The sequence below is a fragment of the Burkholderia sp. 567 genome (assembly GCF_040545115.1).
Lineage (GTDB): Bacteria > Pseudomonadota > Gammaproteobacteria > Burkholderiales > Burkholderiaceae > Burkholderia > Burkholderia ambifaria.
The window spans coordinates 278,217-298,160 of sequence record NZ_JBEPLG010000002.1; the positions used below are offsets into that span (position 1 = coordinate 278,217).

At 66.5% G+C, this 19,944-nt stretch carries 17 protein-coding genes; 10 read left to right on the forward strand and 7 right to left on the reverse strand.

Features of this window, described 5'->3' with window-relative positions:
* Nucleotides 1-48: 48 nt before the first annotated feature.
* The 5 genes from ABIC50_RS06735 to ABIC50_RS06755 all read left to right on the forward strand — a co-directional run bounded on the left by ABIC50_RS06735 (nucleotide 49) and on the right by ABIC50_RS06755 (nucleotide 4,535).
* Nucleotides 49-981, forward strand: coding sequence for a YihY/virulence factor BrkB family protein (locus ABIC50_RS06735; protein WP_354162558.1), 933 nt, complete (start codon nucleotides 49-51; stop codon nucleotides 979-981).
* Between the two features lie 446 nt (nucleotides 982-1,427).
* Nucleotides 1,428-2,585, forward strand: coding sequence for a porin (locus ABIC50_RS06740; protein WP_175659529.1), 1,158 nt, complete (start codon nucleotides 1,428-1,430; stop codon nucleotides 2,583-2,585).
* 387 nt (nucleotides 2,586-2,972) lie between these two features.
* Nucleotides 2,973-3,446 carry a VOC family protein gene (locus ABIC50_RS06745; protein ID WP_011658404.1) on the forward strand — a complete coding sequence of 158 codons (474 nt, stop codon included), beginning with the start codon at nucleotides 2,973-2,975 and terminating at the stop codon, nucleotides 3,444-3,446.
* A gap of 292 nt (nucleotides 3,447-3,738) precedes the next feature.
* The gene (locus tag ABIC50_RS06750) at nucleotides 3,739-4,089 is read left to right on the forward strand and encodes a hypothetical protein (protein ID WP_354162561.1); all 351 of its coding nucleotides are present in this window, start codon (nucleotides 3,739-3,741) and stop codon (nucleotides 4,087-4,089) included.
* A 110-nt stretch (nucleotides 4,090-4,199) separates the two neighbouring features.
* Nucleotides 4,200-4,535, forward strand: a complete 336-nt coding sequence (locus ABIC50_RS06755) for a hypothetical protein (RefSeq protein WP_354162563.1) — start codon at nucleotides 4,200-4,202, stop codon at nucleotides 4,533-4,535.
* A gap of 169 nt (nucleotides 4,536-4,704) precedes the next feature.
* On the opposite strand, the gene ABIC50_RS06760 is transcribed toward ABIC50_RS06755, so the two are convergent.
* Nucleotides 4,705-5,154 carry an HU family DNA-binding protein gene (locus ABIC50_RS06760; RefSeq protein ID WP_006754477.1) on the reverse strand — a complete coding sequence of 150 codons (450 nt, stop codon included), beginning with the start codon at nucleotides 5,152-5,154 and terminating at the stop codon, nucleotides 4,705-4,707.
* A 258-nt stretch (nucleotides 5,155-5,412) separates the two neighbouring features.
* On the opposite strand from ABIC50_RS06760, the gene ABIC50_RS06765 reads away from it, so the two are divergent.
* Nucleotides 5,413-6,531: an acyltransferase family protein gene (locus ABIC50_RS06765; protein ID WP_354162566.1), complete on the forward strand. Its 1,119-nt coding sequence runs from the start codon at nucleotides 5,413-5,415 to the stop codon at nucleotides 6,529-6,531.
* A gap of 507 nt (nucleotides 6,532-7,038) precedes the next feature.
* Here the strand turns inward: ABIC50_RS06765 and galU are convergent.
* Nucleotides 7,039-7,926 carry a UTP--glucose-1-phosphate uridylyltransferase GalU gene (gene galU, locus ABIC50_RS06770; RefSeq protein WP_006754479.1) on the reverse strand — a complete coding sequence of 296 codons (888 nt, stop codon included), beginning with the start codon at nucleotides 7,924-7,926 and terminating at the stop codon, nucleotides 7,039-7,041.
* Nucleotides 7,927-8,155: 229 nt separating this feature from the next.
* The gene (locus tag ABIC50_RS06775) at nucleotides 8,156-8,467 is read right to left on the reverse strand and encodes a hypothetical protein (protein ID WP_175658692.1); all 312 of its coding nucleotides are present in this window, start codon (nucleotides 8,465-8,467) and stop codon (nucleotides 8,156-8,158) included.
* 45 nt (nucleotides 8,468-8,512) lie between these two features.
* Here ABIC50_RS06775 and ABIC50_RS06780 point away from each other — a divergent pair, with 45 nt between their 5' ends.
* Nucleotides 8,513-9,688 carry an acyltransferase family protein gene (locus ABIC50_RS06780; protein WP_354162569.1) on the forward strand — a complete coding sequence of 392 codons (1,176 nt, stop codon included), beginning with the start codon at nucleotides 8,513-8,515 and terminating at the stop codon, nucleotides 9,686-9,688.
* 421 nt (nucleotides 9,689-10,109) lie between these two features.
* Here the strand turns inward: ABIC50_RS06780 and ABIC50_RS06785 are convergent, their stop codons facing one another.
* The 4 genes from ABIC50_RS06785 to ABIC50_RS06800 form a co-directional block, all read right to left on the reverse strand.
* A complete protein-coding gene (locus tag ABIC50_RS06785) occupies nucleotides 10,110-12,572 on the reverse strand; it encodes a glycosyltransferase family 4 protein (protein WP_354162572.1) in 2,463 nt (820 codons plus the stop codon).
* A complete protein-coding gene (locus ABIC50_RS06790) occupies nucleotides 12,569-14,035 on the reverse strand; it encodes an oligosaccharide flippase family protein (RefSeq protein ID WP_011658395.1) in 1,467 nt (488 codons plus the stop codon). Before ABIC50_RS06790 ends, ABIC50_RS06785 begins: the two co-directional genes overlap by 4 nt.
* Nucleotides 14,036-14,076: 41 nt before the next feature.
* Nucleotides 14,077-16,269, reverse strand: a complete 2,193-nt coding sequence (locus ABIC50_RS06795; protein ID WP_354163645.1) for an NHL repeat-containing protein — start codon at nucleotides 16,267-16,269, stop codon at nucleotides 14,077-14,079.
* A 104-nt stretch (nucleotides 16,270-16,373) separates the two neighbouring features.
* Nucleotides 16,374-16,577, reverse strand: coding sequence for a hypothetical protein (locus tag ABIC50_RS06800; RefSeq protein WP_354162575.1), 204 nt, complete (start codon nucleotides 16,575-16,577; stop codon nucleotides 16,374-16,376).
* 185 nt (nucleotides 16,578-16,762) lie between these two features.
* On the opposite strand from ABIC50_RS06800, the gene ABIC50_RS06805 reads away from it, so the two are divergent.
* The 3 genes from ABIC50_RS06805 to ABIC50_RS06815 are packed head-to-tail and all read left to right on the forward strand — an operon-like array spanning nucleotide 16,763 to nucleotide 19,864.
* Entirely contained in the window at nucleotides 16,763-17,827 is a 1,065-nt protein-coding gene (locus ABIC50_RS06805; protein WP_165752801.1) for an acyltransferase family protein, read from the forward strand.
* A gap of 35 nt (nucleotides 17,828-17,862) precedes the next feature.
* Complete coding sequence (gmd, locus tag ABIC50_RS06810) at nucleotides 17,863-18,909, forward strand: GDP-mannose 4,6-dehydratase (RefSeq protein ID WP_006755185.1); 1,047 nt, start codon at nucleotides 17,863-17,865, stop codon at nucleotides 18,907-18,909.
* Nucleotides 18,896-19,864 (forward strand): NAD-dependent epimerase/dehydratase family protein, encoded by a 969-nt coding sequence (locus ABIC50_RS06815; RefSeq protein ID WP_354162578.1) that lies wholly within the window; start codon nucleotides 18,896-18,898, stop codon nucleotides 19,862-19,864. Before gmd ends, ABIC50_RS06815 begins: the two co-directional genes overlap by 14 nt.
* The last annotated feature ends 80 nt before the right edge of the window (nucleotides 19,865-19,944 follow it).

Below are 19,944 nucleotides of genomic sequence, written 5' to 3' on the forward strand. Positions count from 1 at the left end.
TTTGTCTGATCCACCGATGTCCGGCGATCAGCGCGCAACCGAACCGTCATGAAACGACAGATCACATCCGAAGCGACCCGCCTCGCGCAACAGCAGGCCAACTGGGCGCTCAACGCATTCAAGCGTTTCTCTTCCCACCGCTGCTCGGCGATGGCCGCGAGCATCGCGTTCTTTTCCGCGTTCTCGCTCGCGCCGACGCTCGTGATGGTGATCGCCGTGGCCGGCTGGTTCTACGGCGACGAAGCCGCGCGCGGCCAGGTGTTCGAGCAGGCCCACCAGCTGATCGGCGACGATGCGGCGGCCAGCATCCAGACGATCGTGCAGAACGCGCATCGCGCGGGCGAGCGCGGCGGCATCGCGACGCTGATCTCGTTCGCCGCGCTCGCGATCGGCGCATCGGCGACCTTCGCGTCGCTGAACACGGCGCTGAGCGTGATCTGGCCGAGCTCGGAAAACCGCTGGTCGAGCATGCTCGGGCTCGTGCGGGTGCGGCTCATTTCGTTCGGGCTCGTGCTCGGCGTCGCGTTCCTGCTGATCGTGTCGCTCGTGCTCGATACCGTGATCACGTTCATCGGCACATGGCTGCTCGGCGATTCTCCATACGTCGCGATCACCAACGTGCTGCAGCTCGTCGTCGGCGTCGCGGTGCTCGCGGGCGCGTTCGCCGTGCTGATGAAGTTCCTGCCCGACGCACACGTCGCATGGCACGACGCGGTGATCGGCGGGATCGTCTCCGCGATCCTGTTCTCCGGCGGCAAGAAGCTGTTCGCGCTGTATCTCGCGCGGGCCGGGACGGCCAGTGCGTTCGGCGCGGCCGGATCGTTCGCGGTCCTGCTGATGTGGCTGTACTTCTCGGCGGCCGTGCTGCTGCTCGGCGCGGAATTCGCGGCCGCGCGCGGCGATGCGCATCGCGGCGCACGCAATACTGCCGGCGTGCCCGCGCCGATGGATCCCACCGCGGATCGCACACGCGACGACTGATTCTCCGCGCAGCTTGCCTCCCATGCGGCCGCGCGCCTCGCGCGCGCTGCCGGGTGTCCCATCGACTCCCTACGCGACCGCGTTCGTTTTCGCAATCACCAGGCCCTGCCGCGCGTTCATGCGTGTTGATGCGATTTTTGCATCGGCCCGGTTTGGCCGCTGCAACGGCAAACGTTTGCTCGCCTCGATTTCTGCGTGCCACCCCACGAAATTCGCCCTTCCGCTGCCGAGCGCATCGCCCACTGCAACAATCGCGCCGCAACAAATGTCAACTGTTTCAAAAAGAGGAACGGTCGTTGATGTGCTTGATATATATAGACTTTTTCCTGCTGTTACCTTTTCGAGACACTTTATTTTTTAAGCTTTCTTGCATGGTTGGCACTGAGCTATTCTCCAATCCGCAACAAATAACGAATGACGAATCACTTGCGTGGAGATACTCAACGATGAAGAAACTCGCTCTCTCGACCCTCTCGCTCGCCCTGCTGGGCGCCGCCGGCGCTGCTCATGCTCAGTCGAGCGTGACGCTGTACGGCGTGATCGACACGTCGATCGCATGGGTGCACGGCAACGACGGTCAAGCCAACAACTCGTGGCAAATGCTGTCGGGCAACCTGCAAGGCAGCCGTTGGGGCCTGAAAGGTGCTGAAGACCTCGGCGGTGGCCTGAAGGCGATCTTCCAGTTGGAAAACGGTTTTGATCCGGGCACGGGCCACCTGAACCAGGGCGGTCGCATGTTCGGTCGTCAGGCATTCGTCGGCCTCCAGAGCGACCAGTACGGTACGCTGACGCTCGGCCGCCAGTACGACCCGCTGGTCGACCTGGTCCAGGCAGTGACGGCTGACAACTACTTCGGCAGCGTGATGGCAACGCCGGGCGACGTCGACAACAACGACAACTCGCTGCGCGTCAGCAACGCAATCAAGTACACGTCGCCGGTCTGGGGCGGCTTCCAGGTCGAAGGCATGTACGCCCTCGGCGGCGTTGCAGGCAAGACGGGTTCGGGCCAGACGTGGTCGGTCGCGGCTGCCTACAACAACGGCCCGGTCGGCGTTGCAGCAGGCTACTTCTACGCAGCCAACCCGTCGCCGACGACGGCTGTCGGCCGCGCAGGCTGGGGCTCGACGACGTCCGACGCGATCTTCGACGGCCCGATCAACTCGGGTTACGCAACGGCGAAGTCGATCGCCATCGCGCAAGTCGCAGGTCAGTACGCACTGGGCCCGGTGACGTTCGGCCTCGGCTACAGCAACGCACAGTACAAGCCGGATGCATTCTCGGGCTTCGGTTCGACCGAAAAGTACAACACGGGCCGCGCGTTCGTGACGTACCAGGTCACGCCGCCGCTGCTGCTGGGCCTCGGCTACTCGTACACGCGAGCCAGCGGCGACACGAAGGCGAAGTACCACCAAGTCGGTGTCGGCGCGGACTACTCGCTGTCGAAGCGCACGGACATCTACCTGGTTGGCGCATACCAGCACGCGAGCGGTACGCAGCTCGTCGACGGCGTGCAGCAAAGCGCGCAAGCGTCGATCGCTTCGTACGGCTTCGCCGGCAAGAGCTCGGCCGAACTCGTCGCGCTCGGCATTCGTCATAAGTTCTAAGAAGTACGTTTCCGGTGTGCATGGCGTCTTCGACGCCATGCCGCCGAACTGCAAAACCAGTCATCGGCTTCGGCCCTGGCTGGTTTTTTTTCGTCCGTTGCCGGCGGCGTCGTGACGGGCTGCGACCGCTGCCGGGCCCTCGGATACGGCAACCGGTCGCGAGCGGCGCCTGGGGCCCCTGTCGCGCGCGGGAAGCCCCTTTGAACGCCTGCCGGACACGTCGCGCTGTCGAGTCGGATGCGCCGCTTTCCCCACTTCCCGATTCCCTGATCCTCCGATGTGAAGCACGTATGCTTCGACATGTCGATTTCGACGCGCTTCATTCGTCGTATCGATGACGGCATGCAGATTGGCCGTCCCTCACCGACAGCAGACAGGAGACGCTCCATGACGATTCAGAAGATCACGCCGTTCCTCTGGTACGCGACGGAAGCCGAAGAAGCCGCGGCCTTCTACACGGACATTTTCCCGAACTCGCGCGTCGTGCGCGTCACGGCGGTGCCCGGCACCAGCGGCACCCGGATGGTCGAGTTCGAACTGTTCGGACAGCCGTTCACCGCGATGAGCCACCCGCGCACCGAGACGTTCAACCACGCGATTTCGCTGATGGTCAGTTGCGCCGACCAGGCCGAACTCGACCGTTACTGGAGCGCGCTGCTCGACAACGGCGGCACGGCCGACGGCTGCGGCTGGCTGCGGGATCGCTTCGGCGTGTCATGGCAGATCGTGCCCGACGCACTGATCCCGATGATGACCGACCGCGACGAGGTCAAGGCGGCACGTGTGGCCGCGGCCATGATGCAGATGACGAAGTTCGACGTCGCCGCGCTGAAGGCCGCGTACGCGGGCACGGCGGGCTGACGAAGGCAACGGGCGGCGCGCGCCGGTGTTCGCGGGGGCGCGGGGGCGCGGGGGGCGCGGGGGGCGTTCGGGGTGTGCTTCGAGGTGTGCTTCGGGGTGTGCGGTCGGGGTGTGCGCGTGGGCCGCCCAATGACCACACGCTTCGACGGATTGCATCGCGCCGCGACGCAATCGCAAGGTCGCGGCCGTTCGTACATCGCTACGTCGACAGCATCGCTTCGACGATCCGTCACGCCCCGCACACGAATGCGGCGACCGGTTCGGGTGACGGCAGTTCATCGGCGCCGTCACCGTGCTGATAGACGGTGCACGCGGCGACGGAACGGGGCGGCACGCGTCGGGCAAGCCCGCCAGTACCTGCGCCGCGGCGAAGTCCTTCGGCGCGATCTTGCCGGTCACGGCGCTTTACTGGATGCGTGCGTGCGCAAGCACGACGCCGTATTCGTCGCCGCGCCAATCCCCGCTCGGCGTGCCACTGCGCGACGGTCGCCAGCAGCGCGGCGACGAAGTCGCGCGCGGACACCGGCTCGAACCACGCAGCCGCGCGCGGCCCGAGCAGCGCAACGCCGTGCCACCGGATCTTCGTCAACAGGATCGCGAGATCTTGACCGACGCACGGCGACTCGCCGATGCCCGCGCGTAGCTCGCCGCGCAGCCACGCGCCGAAGTGGAGCGCGCGTCGGGCCGGATGACACCACGGCACTACGTCGCCATGTCGCCACGCATGACGATCGTCGCTTCCAGCGCGCGCATGTGCGCAGTGCTCCCCGGCAACGCCGACACATCGAGCAAGTCGACCATCAGCGCGCACCACACCGCGCCGCTTCGCCCGGCGATGCGGCAATCGTCATCAGCAGGTCGATCTCGCTGCGCGGTTTCACCCGCCGTGAGCGCTTAGCCGAACAGATGCATCGGCAGCAGCGTCGTGCCGAGATGCCGTTCGATCGCAGCGCACGCGGCGCACGCGGCAGCCAGCTGGCCGGCAACTCGACGGGAACGATCGCCGCGTTCCTGACGCGAGACTTGCGCGAGGCGCAGCGCTGCAAAGCTGCGCGCCGCGCGCACGCAGCGATCCTGCCGTCCGCATGAACGGCCCGCAGCACGGGATACGCACCAATGTCACGCCGCATCCGCACAGCGCGACCTCACCCCCGCGCGCTTTGCGCAGCGCAATAAAAATCCCCGCACGCTTTCGCGTACGGGGACCGTCGGACATCGCAACGGTCGCCGACTTGCATTCGGCGGCCGTTACGCGGCATTACGCAGCCGCGTCCTTCAGCTTCTTCAGCGCACGTGCCTTCACGCGCACGCTGGCCGGCTTTGCCGGGAACCAGCGCTCTTCGCCCGTGAACGGATCCTTGCCGAAGCGCTTCTTCTTCGCCGGCACGACTTGCGCCGTGATCTTCAGCAGACCCGGCAGCGTGAACTCGCCTGCGCCCTTCTTGTGAACCGAGCCCAGCACGACGTTCTCGAGTGCGGTGAGCACTGCCTTGACCGCCTTCACTTCGACAGCTGCACGCTCAGCGATGTGCGTTGCGAGCGATGCCTTCGTGAACTTGTCCTTCAGCGGCGTCGGAGCAGCCGGTGCTGCCTTCGCGACAGCCTTCTTGGCCACTACTTTCTTCGCGGGCGCAGCCTTTTTTGCAGCCACTTTCTTGGTGGCCGGTGCGGCAGCCTTCTTGGCCACCTTTTTTGCGGAAGTCGCCATGTTTCTCCTACCAGGTGTGGTCGTTGGATACACGAAGCGTGCAACGCGCGCGCTTCAACGCCGGATTCTACAAGCGCCTCGACGCTTCGTGCAGTACTTTTATGCGTTTTCGCGGGGTTTCCCGCAGGTTTTGTTGCGCGCGACCGACTTCATCGACGCTCGAACGTCAAAAAACACCGTGACGTATACGCCCGAACGCGAATTACGTTCGATATTTGCACACCTATACTGACCTCGCTCAGTGCCCCGGATGTCTTCATGCGCGAAGTCAGATACGTCAAAGGACTCGACGGCCTGCGAGCCATCGCCGTCATCCTCGTTTTCCTGTCCCACAAGGGCCACGTCCTCGCTGTCGACGTGGGCAAGCTCGGTGTGTGGACGTTTTTCTTCATCAGCGGATTCCTGATCGTCGGCGAACTGCATCGCAACCGTCAGGCGATCGAATGCGGCACGATGGGTCGCCGCCACGCGCTCGCGCTGTTCCTCGCGAAGCGCGCGCTGCGGATCTTTCCCGTCTACTACCTGCTGCTCGCCGCGCTCGCGATCGCGCACGCGCTGTTCTACCAGCGCGGCGTCAATCTCGGGCTCCCGTGGCACGCCGCGTTCCTGTCGAACTACTGGATCGGCGTCGTCAAGGACGGCTGGCCGGGCTCCACGTCGCACTTCTGGAGCCTCGCCGTCGAACAGCAGTTCTATCTGATCGCGCCGCTCACGCTGCTCGCGGTGCCGGCCGCGCGCCACGTCGCGCTCGGCATCGCGGCCGTCGCGCTGTGCGCGCTCGCGCATCTCGCGCTGTACGCGTTCGACGCGTCGCCGGTGCTGATCTACGCGTTTTCCCCGTGGAATTTCGCGCTGATCGCGCTCGGCGGCGTCGGGGCGATGGCGCTCGCCGATCGCGGCCCGACCGTTGTCCGCCGCATTCCGCCCGGCTGGCTCGCGGCCATCGGCGTCGTGTTCTTCCTCACGCTGCCCGCGTTCACGGCGCTGCCGGACATCGTCTCGGGGCTCGTCGATCTCGGGCTGTCCGTGTCGCTCGGCGCGCTGATGCTGTGGATCGTCACCGAGCCCGACCATCCGGCGGTGGCGCTGCTCGACCGGGCGCCGCTCGTCTATCTCGGCACGATCAGCTACGGCTTCTACCTGTTCCACAACCTGATTCCGACACGTTTCGGCGAGATGCCCGCGCTGTTCGCACACGTGCCGATGCCCGGCATCGTCCGGGGGGCGCTGCCCGAACTGCTGCAGTTCGCGCTCGCGGTGGTGCTCGCCCATCTGTCGTGGCGCTATCTGGAAAGGCGCCTGCTCGACTTCAAGAAGCCGATCGCCGCGATGCTGGCCCGCTACTTCGTCGCGCGGCCGAGCACGTCGCCGCGCTGAGCGGAACAGTCGTCCGCGCGCGACGCAAGCGGAAAACATGCGTTGGGGGCCCGCGACGCCGGGCACCGAAACGGTGCGGCCGGCGGCCCCGTTCGTCCGTCGAGGAACTCGCATCACGTCGGCGGATGAAAGTGCCGCTGCGCCAACGTGGCGCTTCGTCGACACCCACCGCGAAGCGACACACCGACCCAGCATCAACGACGGCTATCGCCCCGCGCAATCTTCGTCCCTGAAGCCGCGCGCAAGCGGCACGTCAGCGCCGGTTTCATCGCCACTGCGTCCGGCAGCCAACGCACTGCGCACCGCGCACGCGAAAACCGGCTCGCGCGTTACGGCACACCGGAATCGCCACGCACGCCCCGGTTCGATCCCGCCGAATTCGGCCCGCGCCGACTACCCCGCACCGCGCCGTCCCCACCTCGCCCACACGCAAAAAAGCCCCGGCGCACAAGGCAGCCGGGGCCAACGGAACAACCACCACCTGAAACAGCGGAGCAGCGCGGCTGCTTATGCGACAGCAGCCAGCGCGGGCAGGCAGGTACGCAGGTACGCCTCGAATTCGCGGCTCACTTCCGGATGCTGGAGCGCGAGCTCGACAGTCGCCTTGAGATAACCGATCTTGCTGCCGCAATCGAAACGCGTGCCGAAGTAACGATACGCGAGCACCTGTTCGTTCGCGAGCAGCGACTGGACGGCGTCGGTCAGCTGCAGTTCGCCGCCGGCGCCCGGCTTGAGCTTGCGCAGATGATCGAAGATCGTCGGCATGAATACGTAGCGGCCGACCACGCCGAGGTTCGACGGCGCGTCTTCCGGCGCCGGCTTCTCGATGATGCCCGACAGCTTGATGATGTCCTCTTCCCACTCGCGGCCCTCGACGACGCCGTACGAGCGGCTGTCCTCGCGCGGGATCGTCTCGACCCCGATCACCGAGCTGTGATAGTGGTCGAACACGTCGACGAGCTGCTTGAGCACCGGCTGTTCGCCGTGCAGCAGGTCGTCGGCGAGGATCACCGCGAACGGCTCGCCGTGCACGAGCTTTTCCGCGCACAACACCGCATGGCCGAGGCCGAGCGCTTCCGGCTGGCGCACGTAGAAGCAGTTCACGTGGCTCGGCTTGATGCCGCGCACGAGCTCGAGCAGCTTTTCCTTGCCGCGCGCCTCGAGTTCGGCCTCGATCTCGTAGGACTTGTCGAAGTGATCCTCGATCGCGCGCTTGCTGCGCCCCGTCACGAAGATCATCTCGGTAATACCGGCGTTGATCGCTTCCTCGACCGCGTACTGGATCAGCGGCTTGTCGACGACGGGCAGCATTTCCTTCGGGCTCGCCTTCGTTGCCGGGAGGAACCGCGTGCCGAGACCGGCAACGGGAAACACGGCCCTGGTGACTTTCAACATGTTCGCATCCTGATTGCGTTGACTGCGCCGCGTCGCCCTGCGACCCGGCGCGATTGTTTTCCGAACGGCATATCGAGAATCGACGGTACGGCCAATTCCACTCCGCTCATTTTCGATATGGAACGATTGCCCATGTTTCCGTAATAATAGATAATCCGCCGACTCGGTCGATATTGCCGACCCGATTGCCGAAGCAGAAACAAATTACCGATTTTCCGGATACAAATTCTTACGAATCGAATTCCTCGATAAACGGGACGCCGCCCCGCTCGAGACCGGGGCGAATCGGCTCGTTCTGCAGCGCCTCGCGGTACGCCGACAGCACGGCCATGACCAGCAGTACAGCCGCGCTAGCGATCCAATGCATGTCCATCTTGCCGCTCCTTGCTTCAATCAACTGGAGCTTCAAACTATCAGAAAAAAATCCGCAAATAATTGTAGCGGCTGCCAAACCGCTTTCAGAGCCGGCTAAAACCACTATCTGAAATACCATTATTTCGCGGCCGGATTTTTTTATTGATTCGATCGAATTCTTGCGCATTACGATTGGACCATCCCCTTCATCCGTCGCAAGGACTCGAATCGCATGCAAGCTTCCAGCGGATCGCCTTTGACCGCGCCGCCCGTCGCCGACCACAAGGAACACGTGATCGACGCGATGCGCGGGTTCGCGGCGTTGCTCGTCGCCTATTTCCATTGCCGCCAGGTCGTCTGGGTCGGCATGCAGAGCTTCCATCGCGCTTACGGTCATGCGCTCGACCCGAGCGTGATCGTCGGCTACCTGACCTTCCCGTTCGCGTGGGGATCCGCCGGCGTGCCGATCTTCTTCGTGATCAGCGGCTATTGCATCCACCGCAACGCGGCGCTCAAGCTCGCGGCCAACCCCGCGTACCGGCTCGACGCCACGAACTTCTGGGCGCGCCGCTTCGCGCGGATCTACCCGGTGCTGCTCGCCGCGCTGCTGTTCACGCTCGCGATGGACGCGGTCAGCCTGCAGATCGCGCCCGTCAGCCACAAGATCCGCGACGTCGGCCTCACCGCGTTCCTCGTGAACCTGTTCTCGCTGCAGGGCGTCGCCGGCTACACGTACGGGTCGAACGGCGCACTGTGGACGCTGTCGCTCGAAGTGCAGTTCTATGCGATCTACCCGCTGCTGTTCGCGCTGCGCCGACGCATCGGGATGCCGGCCATCGTGGCGACCGTCGCGCTCGTCAACGTCGCGTCGGCATGGCTGCTCGAACGGCACGACCTGCAGTTCTTCACGTCGTACTGGCTGTCCTGGACGATCGGCGCGTGGATCGCCGACGTGCGCGCGCAGCCGGCACAGGGCCCGGCTGCGGTGCCGTCGCGGGCGTGGTACGTCGCGGCCGCCGTACTGCTGGCCGCGGGCTGCGGCGCGTTCCATATCGGCCAGTACGGCGCATTCCAGCTGTGGGCGGCCGGCTTCGCGTGCTTCCTGTACCGCGCGCTCGCGTGCCCGCCGCGCCCGACGCCGCTGCTGCGCGTGCTCGGCTGGTTCGGCGACTTCAGCTATTCGCTGTACCTCATCCACCTGCCGCTGTTCGTGTGCCTCGGCTCGGTGCTGTTCCATTCCGAACTGCAACTCTCGATCTGGCCGTCGTTCGCGTTCATGGCCGCCGCAATTCCGGTCGCCTACGTGTTCTACCGGCTGTTCGAACGCCCGGCGATGATGTGGGCGGCGAGCCTAAAGCCGACGCGCACCGCTCGCGTCGTCGCGCCGGCTCCTGAACGGGCCGTCTGACCGGCGTCGCTCCCGCGCTCATCGCCCCGCCCCCGCCCGGCCTCAGGCTGCGCGGGGGCTTTTACATGGGCGGGACGGACCGCCGGGATCCATTCGCGCGCCGGGTCGCGGCAGGCACCCGGTACGCAAGCATCCCAATCGAGCCAGACGGCCGTCAGGGCGGCTGCACTACCGTTACATCGCCCAACCCCTCGTCAGCTCCGCACCATGACCGCACGGCGCCGCTCAGGGCGTTCCGTCAAGCGATCACAGCGCGGCCGACAGCCGCGTTCGGGTGATCCGTGCGCGAACACCGCATCGGCCCATCGAGACCCCCATCGCCCAACCGCGCGACACGCCCCCCAAAAGCAAAGCCCCCATGCAGCACGACACCGCATGAGGGCTCGTTTCCCGACGCATCGCGCGTCGGCGCGCACCGCGCCTACCGCTTCTTCGCCTTCGCGGCCTTCGCCGTATCCGCGAGAATCTTCTCGACCCGCTCCACATAGGTTTCGGTGCCGAACCGGCGCACCGCGGTCGCCCGCCCGCTCGCGACGAGCCGCTCGCGCAGCGCGGTGTCGTGCTTCAGCCTGCCCAGCGCATCGGCCAGCGCGGCCGCGTTGCCCGGCTCGCAGAGCAGCCCGTTTTCCTCGTCCTCGATGATCTCGACGACCCCGCCCGCACGCGCCGCGACCACCGGCCGCCGCGCGAGCATCCCCTCGACGATCACGCGCCCGAACGGCTCCGGCGTGATCGACGTATGCGCGACCACGTCGACCGCCTTCATGCACGCGGCCACGTCGCGCTGGAACCCGAGGAAATGGACGCGGTCGTCCATCCCGTGACGCGCGACGATCTCGTGCAGCTGCGCCGCGTATTCGTCCTCGCCGAACAGCGGCGCGCCGACCAGCACCACGTGCATGTCGGGATGGCGTGCCGCGGCTTCCAGCAGCAGATGCTGCCCCTTCCAGTGCGCGAGCCGGCTGAACGAGCCGACCAGCCATGCGTGCTCCGGCAGCCCGAACCGCGCGCGCAGCGCGGCCTGGCTGGCCTGGTCCAGCGCGTCGAACGGTTCGGCCGAAATGCCGTTGAACACGACGTCGACGTGCTGCGGCGTGAAGCCCGTCAGCGCACGGAACGCCTGCGCGGACGCATCCGAGTTCGCGATCACGCGTGTGACGCCGAACCGCGCGCAGTACTTGATCGCCATCAGCTGCTTGCTGCCGAAATGGTCGCCGCTGACGATGTCGCGCAGGTGCCATACCACCGGCTTGCGCGCGAGCCGCCCGGCCAGCGCCGCGACCACCATCGCGCGCTGCGTGTTCGCGTAGATCACCTCGGCGCGCCGTGCGCGCCGTGCGACGTCGCGCACCAGCCCGGCGAGCCGCTTCAACGCGCCGACCGACACGCCGCCCTGCTTGCGCACCCCGGCGAGCGCGCCCTGGTCGAGCACGTCGACGCGCGCACCGATCTCGTCGAGCGCCGCGCGGAACGGGCCGTCGTCGAACAGCAGCACGTCGGCGTTCGCGCGCATGTGCTTCATGATCTCCAGCAGCGACAGCTCCGCGCCGCCGAGCACGCCGCTCTGGTCCAGCACGAGCGTCGCCGGGCCGTGCGCGGCCGGCATCGGCGCGGCGGCGGTGCCGCGCTGCGCGGTCGCGCCGGGCAGCGCGGCCTCCACATAGTCGAGAAAACGCCGGCGGAACGTGTCGGCGGAGAAGCGCTCCGCATTCGCGCGGCACGCGTGCGGCGTGAAACGCTGCGGCGCGCGCTCGAAATCGTCGACCGCCGCGACGATCGCGTGCGGCGTCTGCTCGTCGAAGAACAGGCCGGTCGGGTTCGCGTGCGAGCGCGGCTCGAGCACGGTTTCGAGCGCGCCGCCCTTGCCGTACGCGATCACGGGCGTGCCGCACGCCTGCGCCTCGACCACCGAAATCCCGAAATCCTCCTCGGCCGCGAACACGAACGCCTTCGCGCGGCGCATCCGGTCGTGCAGCACCGCGAACGGCTGGTAGCCCATGATCTCGACGTTCGGGCCGGCCTTCGCGCGGATCTTCTGCATCTCCGGGCCGTCGCCGATCACGACGAGCTTGCGCTCCGGCGTGCGCGAGAAGGCCTCGACGATCAGGTCGATCTTCTTGTACGGCACCATCCGCGACGCGGTCAGGTAGAAATCGTCCTTCACCTCGTTCAGCGAGAAGCCGTCGACGTCGACCGGCGGGAAGATCACCGCCGCGTCGCGGTGATACACCTTGCGGATGCGTCGCGCGATGAACGCGGAGTTCGCGACGAACCCGTCCACCGCGTTCGCGGTGCGCGTGTCCCAGTTGCGGATGTAATGCAGGATCATCCGCGCGAGCAGCGATTTCGGCCCGTGCGTGAGGTTCGACTGTTCCAGATACTGGTGCTGCAGATCCCACGCATAGCGGATCGGCGAATGCACGTAGCTGATGTGCATCTGGTCCGGCCCGGTCAGCACGCCCTTCGCGACCGCATGGCTGCTGGAGATCACGAGGTCGTAGTCCGACACGTCGAGCTGCTCAATCGCGAGCGGCATCAGCGGCAGGTAGCTGCGGTACTTGGTGCGCGCGAACGGCAGTTTCTGGATGAACGAGGTCGTCACCGGCTTGCCGCGCACGAACGCGCGATCGTCGAGAAAATCGACGAGGCTGAACAGGTCCGCGTCGGGAAAGCACGCGACGATCTGTTCGAGCACGCGCTCGGCGCCCGCGTACGTGACGAGCCAGTCGTGGACGATCGCCACGCGCACCGGACGCGACGCATCGCGTGCGCCCGCCGGCGCGGCCGCTTCGGTCCGCCGCAGCGAGGCGGCGCCGGCTTCGGCCACAGCGGCATCCGCCGTGGCCACGTTCAGGATGGCGTGTTCCGCCAGATCGCGATTCATATGGTTTTCCTCGCATTGAGACGGACGAACAGGTCGCGCACGAGCGCGCGCAGCCCCGGCGTCATCGTGAGCGACCACGCAAGGTTCAGCAGCAGCACGACCGCGCACAGGCCGATCGACTCGCCGAGCCCCGACCACGCTTGCGCGAGAAACAGGCTCGCGAGCAGGAAGGCGAGATGCGCGAGCATGTCGAGCAAGATCGCGCGCATCCGGATTGCCGACAGGTAAAGCAGCACGCCGTAGTCGACCAGCGCGCGGGCGGCAACGACCACCGCTGCGCCGATCAGCCCGAAGTGATGAATGCCGAACCACAGGCCGCCGACGAAGAACGGCATCTCGACGAGCCCGGCGAACGCCGCGCGGGCCGGGTTGACCTGCGACTGGATCAGGATGCGCGTGACGCTCGCCTGGCCGACGAGCCACACGCTGATCACCAGCACGCGGCCGACCGGCGCGGAATGTGCGGCGAGATCGGCGCCGACCCACAGCGTGAGGAACGGCGCGAGCGCGAAGATCGCGACGATGCCGACCGGCGTGAACACGCCGTTCAGGAATTCGAGCGACTGGCGCGCGAGCGTATCGGCGTGATCGCGGCCGACCGCCGACAGGCGCGGGAACAGCGTGCGCACCAGCGCGTTCGGCAGCATGTTCAGGCGCGTGACGAGGTTCTGCGGCACCGTGTAGTAGGTGACGAACTTCGCGCCCATGCCGGCGCCGAGCATCACGCGATCGAGCGTGTCGGCGATCATGCTCGTCGTGCTCGCGATCAGCATCCAGCCGCCGAAGTTGAACAGCCCTTTCGCGGTGCCCCATTGCGGCGGGTCGATGCGCCGGATCCCGAGCACCTTGATGCTCGCGTGACCGAGCATCACCGCCGCGACGAGCCGCGCGACAACCGCGGCCGCCAGCACCGTCTGCAGGTTCGGTGCGATCCACCATGCGGCGCCGAGCGGCAGCAGCTGGAACAGGAACGTGCCGATCGTCTGGTTCGTGTTGAACACGCCGAACCGTTCGGCGCCGTTGATCGCGCCGGCGAATACCCACGACACGTTCGCGAGCGGAATCGCGAGCGCGAGCCACGGCAGCGCGAGATACACCTCGTGCTGCATCGCGGCCGACACCTTCGTGAAATACGCGGTGTAGACGAACGCGCCGAAATAGATCAGCAGGCCGCCCACGATGCCGGTGCCGAGGTTCAGCCAGAACGCGCTCCAGAAGACCCGCGCGCTTTCGTCCGCGTTGCCGCTCGCGAGCGCCTTCGAGATGTGGTTCTGCGCGGCCATGCTCATCCCGAGATCGAGGATCCCGAAATAGCCGATCAGCGTCCACACGAGGCTGACGACGCCGTAGCGTTCGACCCCCAGCGCGTGGATATAGGCGGGCACCGTCACCAGCGACACGAAGGTCGGCAGGATCAGCCCGATGAAGTTGATCGAAACGTTCTTGAGTATGCCTTTGTCCATGCTTCTACCTTGTGTGACGGCGACGACGACGGTGCGTCGCGTCACGGTTTCCAGCGATACATCAGCACCTTGCCGCGCGCGTCTTCCTCGACGAACACCAGGTATTCGCCGTTTTCGCGCCGGAACGCGCTGATGCCGAACGGCACGTCGACCCAGCCCGATGCCTTGCCGACTTCGGCGCCCGGGCTCATCACGCCGACTTCCTTGCCGGTTTCCTTGTCATACACGTGGATCTTGCCGACCGGCTCCACCGTGAAGATGTAGTGGCCCTCGACGGTGATCCCGATCAGGTCGAGGATCGGCTTCGCATCGAGCTGCCACGGCAGCGCGACCGTGTAGCGCACGACCGGCGAGCCGGTCGACCACTTGTCGAAGCGCACCAGCACGCGGCCGACTTCCTTGTTGATGCCCGGCTGCGGCGGCGCGTCGGCCGTGTAGCCCGTCACGTACAGCGTGTCCGTCTGCGGCTCGTAGATCGAACGGCGCAGCTGCGTGAACGGCTGCGGCATCGGATAGGTCGTGACCTTGTCGTACGAGTAGATCGGGTTGCCGGCCTTGTCGACGCCGCCGTAGCCGAAGCGATGGATCCCGCGCACGTCGCTCGTGCGCCAGATGTCGCCCTTCGTGTCGACCCACCAGCCCCAGCCGCCCGCCTTCGCCTTGCCGGTCGTGTTGATCGTGAATTCGTCGGCGTCGAGCCGGCCGTTTCCGTTCGCGTCGCGCCACAGCCAGTCGCCGCCCGGCGGCTTGTTCGGCACCTTGTCGACCGGCCGCGCGCGGCCCGCGATCAGCCCCGACGGAATCGCGACCTCGCCGTCGCGCTTCGCGTCGAAGCGGTAGATCTTCAGGTGGTCGGCGTACATGTCGGTCAGGTACAGGAACGTGCGGCCGTCCACGCGCCGCGCGAACGGCATGCCGGGATACTGGTCTGTGTGGAACACGGGATCGTCCGGATACTTGAAGCGGTTCGACAGGAATCCGGCGTATTTCCAGTCCTGGCCCGGCGGCTTCGACAGGTCGAGCTCGAAACGCTTGTTGCCCGTATACACGCTGTTCGGCCGGGCGGGATCGATCCACGCGCCGTCGACGAACAGCAGCCCCTGCACCTGCCAGCGCAGCTTGCCGTCCGGCGTGTAGCTCTCGAGCACCGCGCCGAGCCCCGCGCCGATCGTGTCGTGACGCGGCCCGATGCCGTTCATCGACACGTACACGTTGCCCGCGCGATCGACGCCCACGCCCGTCAGCCCGTTGAAGCGCTGCGGCCCCGGGCGTCCCGGCACCGGGCCCGCGAAGATCCCGCCGCGCTCGCCGAGCGTGCCGGACGGCGCATAGCCCTTGCCGCCTTTCGAGAAGATCAGCACCTGCTGGCGCGCACCGTTGTCCGCCACCAGCACGCGTCCTTTCGCATCGACCGCCACGTCCACCGCTTCGGTGCCTTCGGGCAGCGCGGGCGCGTCGTCGAGCTTGCGGCCGTCCGCGCGCACGTGCACGAGGCGCGCGGGCCCGCCGATGGTGTCGGTGAGCAGCCACAGCGTGCCGTCGCCGGCCAGCGCGATGCGGCCCGGCTCGTGCGCACTCCACGTGCCCTTCTTCTGCATCGTCTCGGCGTCGAACACGTCGACTTCGTCATGCGACGGGTTCGTCGCGAACAGCGTCTTGTCGTCCGCGGCGAGGCCGCCCACTTCGGCCTTCGCCTCGCCCACTTCCGAGCGTGCGGGGGCTGCCACCTCGTTCATCACCATGAAGCTCGCGGCCATCCGCGCGCGGCCGGCATCGGCACGCCCGCCCGGCGCGACCTGCGGCGCCGCGCGGAACGGCGCCGGCTGCTTCATGTCGCCGATCGTGCGCCGCGAAATGCCGAACCACTGCTTGCCCTTGTCCGGCCAGATGCCGGGCGACTGCAGATGGCCGCGCTCGTTGCCGACGCCAATCGCGACGTACGCATACTTGCTATTCACCGCGACCGCGTTGCCGCCGAGGTTGCCCCAGCCGTGCGTGCCGCCGGCGAAGCCGAGCATCTTGCCGTCCTGGTAGACGCTCGCCTCGGCGCCGCTCTCGTCCCACGGCGCGTTCGTATACACCTTGCCGTCGGGCGTCACCGCGATCGCGCGAATGTCGATCTGCGTCCAGCTGCCGTCGCCATAGCCGAACGTGTTGCCGATCCACGACGTGGTCGCGGGCAACACGGTTTCAGCCGGGGCGGCGCTCACGGACAGCGCCGCGCATACCGTCATGCCAACCAGAATCAGACGTCGCAATGCGCTCTCCAGACTCGATGCAACAGCAACGGGGCACCACGGCGGACTGCGTGCCCGGATGCCCTGTCACTAAATGGGTTTCAAACGTCGCGATGCAGGTTACAAGCAAAAATAATCACAAGAAATTTGGAAATATTTGGGGATGTTTCCGCGTGAAATATCGCACCGGAACAGCGCGAAATAGCCGCCGCAAAGCGGAAATAACGACCGCCTTTCACGCGCCGATCCGTAGAAAATGCCGCTCCGGCCCGCCCGTCGGCGCACCCGGCCTGCAAACCTTTCATGCCGCGATTGAAACGACCGGTATTCGAAGGTTTTCGGCCGGATAAATGACATGCGTTTTTTTGCCGATTTCTTTTCCCTAGAATCGATTTCGATTCAATATTTCATTCAAACGCATGGATTACGTTCACGCATCGGATGCACGACGCGCCACGGCACCGGCCGCGCGTCGCGAAGGAGCGGCGCGATGACGGGCATCTCGCGCACCGCCGACCTCGCCCCGCCGCAACACGGCCGCATCGTGCAGCTCGACGGGCTGCGCGCGATCGCCGTCGGCGCCGTGTTCCTGCAACACGCGCTGAAGGCGCCCCTGTGGATGGGCGTCGACCTGTTCTTCGTGCTGAGCGGCCTGCTGATCACGGGCATCCTGCTCGATCGCAAGGCTCGCGGGCAGTCGTACTTCAGTCACTTCTACGCGCGCCGCGTGCGCCGGATCCTGCCGCCGTACGTGCTGCTGCTCGTCGTGTCGACGCTGCTGTTCGGCGCGAGCTGGCTGCCGCACTGGCCGTGGTTCGCGTTCTTCTCGACCAACATCGGGCTGTCGCTCGGCAGCATCGGGCACGACAGCCTGAATGTGCTATGGTCGCTCGCCGTCGAGGAGCAGTTCTACATCTTCTGGCCGTTCGTCGTGCTGTGGTGTTCGGAGCGCGCGCTGCTGTGGATCGCCGCCGCGCTGATCGTCGCGGCGCCCGTGCTGCGCGCGATCGCGACGCCGTGGTTCGATTCGTTCTGGCCGATCTACTACCTGACGCCGTTCCGGATGGACCTGCTCGCCGCGGGCGCACTGCTCGCGATCGTGCTGCGCCGCGACCGGCGCGCGCTGGACCCGTTCTATCCGCTCGCGATCGTCGGCGCGCTCGTGTCGCTCGCGATCCTCGGCTGGCTGCACCTGTCGTTCCCGCGTTTCCGCGCGGCGAACACGCCGATCTCGAACGCCGCGCTCTACAGCATCTCGCTGCTGCTGTGCACGTCGATCGTCGTGATCGCGCTGCGCGGACGCGGCCTCGTGCAACGCGTGCTGACCAACCCGCTGCTCGTGTACGTCGGCACCGTCAGCTACACCGTCTACCTGATTCACCTGAGCGTGCTGTATGCGCTCTGGCCGCTGCACCTGAACCGCTTCGTCACGGCCGCGCTCGCGCTCGCGATCACGCTCGCCTACGCCACCCTCAGCTGGTACGGCTTCGAGCGACGCCTGACACGCGGCCCGGCGCGCAACACGCTGCCCGCCGCCGCGCGCACGACCGCCTGACTTTCTCAATCCATCGTTTCGACCAGGACATTGCCATGAGCCAAAACCGCAAGAAGGCCATCATCACGGGGATCACGGGGCAGGACGGCGCCTATCTGACCAAGCTGCTGCTCGACAAGGGCTACGAGGTCACGGGCACCTACCGCCGCACCAGCTCGGTGAACTTCTGGCGCATCGCCGAACTCGGCGTCGACACGCACCCGAACCTGTCGCTCGTCGAGCACGACCTGACGGATGCCGGCTCCAGCCTGCGATTGCTCGAACGCACGCAACCCGACGAGCTGTACAACCTGGCCGCGCAGAGCTTCGTCGGCGTGTCGTTCGACCAGCCGGCGACGACCGCCGAAGTCACCGGCATCGGCCCGCTGAACCTGCTCGAGGCGATTCGCGTGGTGAGCCCGAAGACGCGCTTCTACCAGGCGTCGACGTCCGAAATGTTCGGCAAGGTGCAGGCGATCCCGCAGACGGAAACGACCGCGTTCTACCCGCGCAGCCCGTACGGAGTCGCGAAGCTGTACGCGCACTGGATGACCGTGAACTACCGCGAGTCCTACGACCTGTTCGGCTGCAGCGGCATCCTGTTCAACCACGAATCGCCGCTGCGCGGCCGCGAGTTCGTCACGCGCAAGATCACCGACACCGTCGCGAAGATCCGGCTCGGCAAGGCGACCAAGCTCGAGCTCGGCAACCTCGACGCGAAGCGCGACTGGGGCTTCGCGCTCGAGTACGTCGAAGGGATGTGGCGGATGCTGCAGGTCGACGAACCCGATACCTACGTGCTCGCGACCAATCGCACCGAAACCGTGCGCGACTTCGTGCGGATGGCGTTCGCGGCCGCCGGCTACCAGCTCGAATGGACCGGCAAGGGCGAGCAGGAACGCGGCATCGACGCGTCGAACGGCAACGTGCTTGTCGAAGTGAACCCGAAGTTCTACCGCCCCGCCGAAGTCGACCTGCTGATCGGCTGCGCGGACAAGGCAAAAAGCAAGCTGGGCTGGGCGCCGGAGACGACGCTCGAGCAGCTCTGCCAGATGATGGTCGAAGCCGATCTGACGCGGAATCGTCACCATGACACGTACTGAAGCCGGACGCCCGTCGCGCCGTGCGTTCGTCACGGGCCTGACGGGCTTCACCGGCCGTTACATGGCGCAGCGCCTCGAAGCCGCCGGTTACGACGTGTGGGGCACCGTGGCGCCCGGCGCGGCGCGGCCGGACGATCCGGCGTTCGCGAACTGCACGCTGCTGCCGGTCGACCTGCTCGACGCGAACGCAATGCGCGCGGCGGCGGCCGACGCGCGGCCCGATGCGGTCGTGCATCTCGCCGCGCGTGCGCATGTCGCGCAGGACGAGCCGTCGCAGACCTACGCGGTCAACATCGTCGGCACGCGCAACCTGCTGGCCGCGCTCGCGGGCCTCGACCACCGTCCGTCGGCGGTCCTGCTCGCCAGCAGCGCGAACGTCTACGGCAATTCGACGGCCGGCGTGCTCGACGAAGCGACCCCGCCCGCGCCCGCGAACGACTACGCGGTCAGCAAGCTCGCGATGGAATACGCGGCGAAGCTGTGGGCCGACCAGCTGCCGATCGTGATCGCGCGGCCGTTCAACTACACCGGCGTCGGCCAGGACGATGCTTATCTGCTGCCGAAGCTCGTGTCGCACTATGCGCGCAATGCGCCGCGCATCTCGCTCGGCAATCTCGACGTGAGCCGCGATTTCTCCGACGTGCGCGACGTGACGGCCGCCTACCTGAAGCTGCTCGAGGCGGCCCCGGCCGGCGAGACGTTCAACGTCTGCTCGGAGCGCGCGTATTCGCTGAAGGAAGTGCTGGCGATGCTGTCGCGGATCGCCGGCTACGTGATCGACGTGACGATCGATCCGCGTTTCGTGCGGCACAATGAGGTCAAGCGCCTGAGCGGATCGCGCGACAAGCTGCGGCGCGCGGTGGGCGAACTGCCCGTGACGCCGCTCGACGACACGCTGCGCTGGATGATGGAAGCGATGCGCGACGTGCCGCAGCCCACCGGGCAGGCCGGCTGATTCCGGCAACGCACGAGTCACACCGCCCAAAAGACAACGGGCCGCTCTGTCGAGCGGCCCGTTGTCATGTCGGCCGTGAA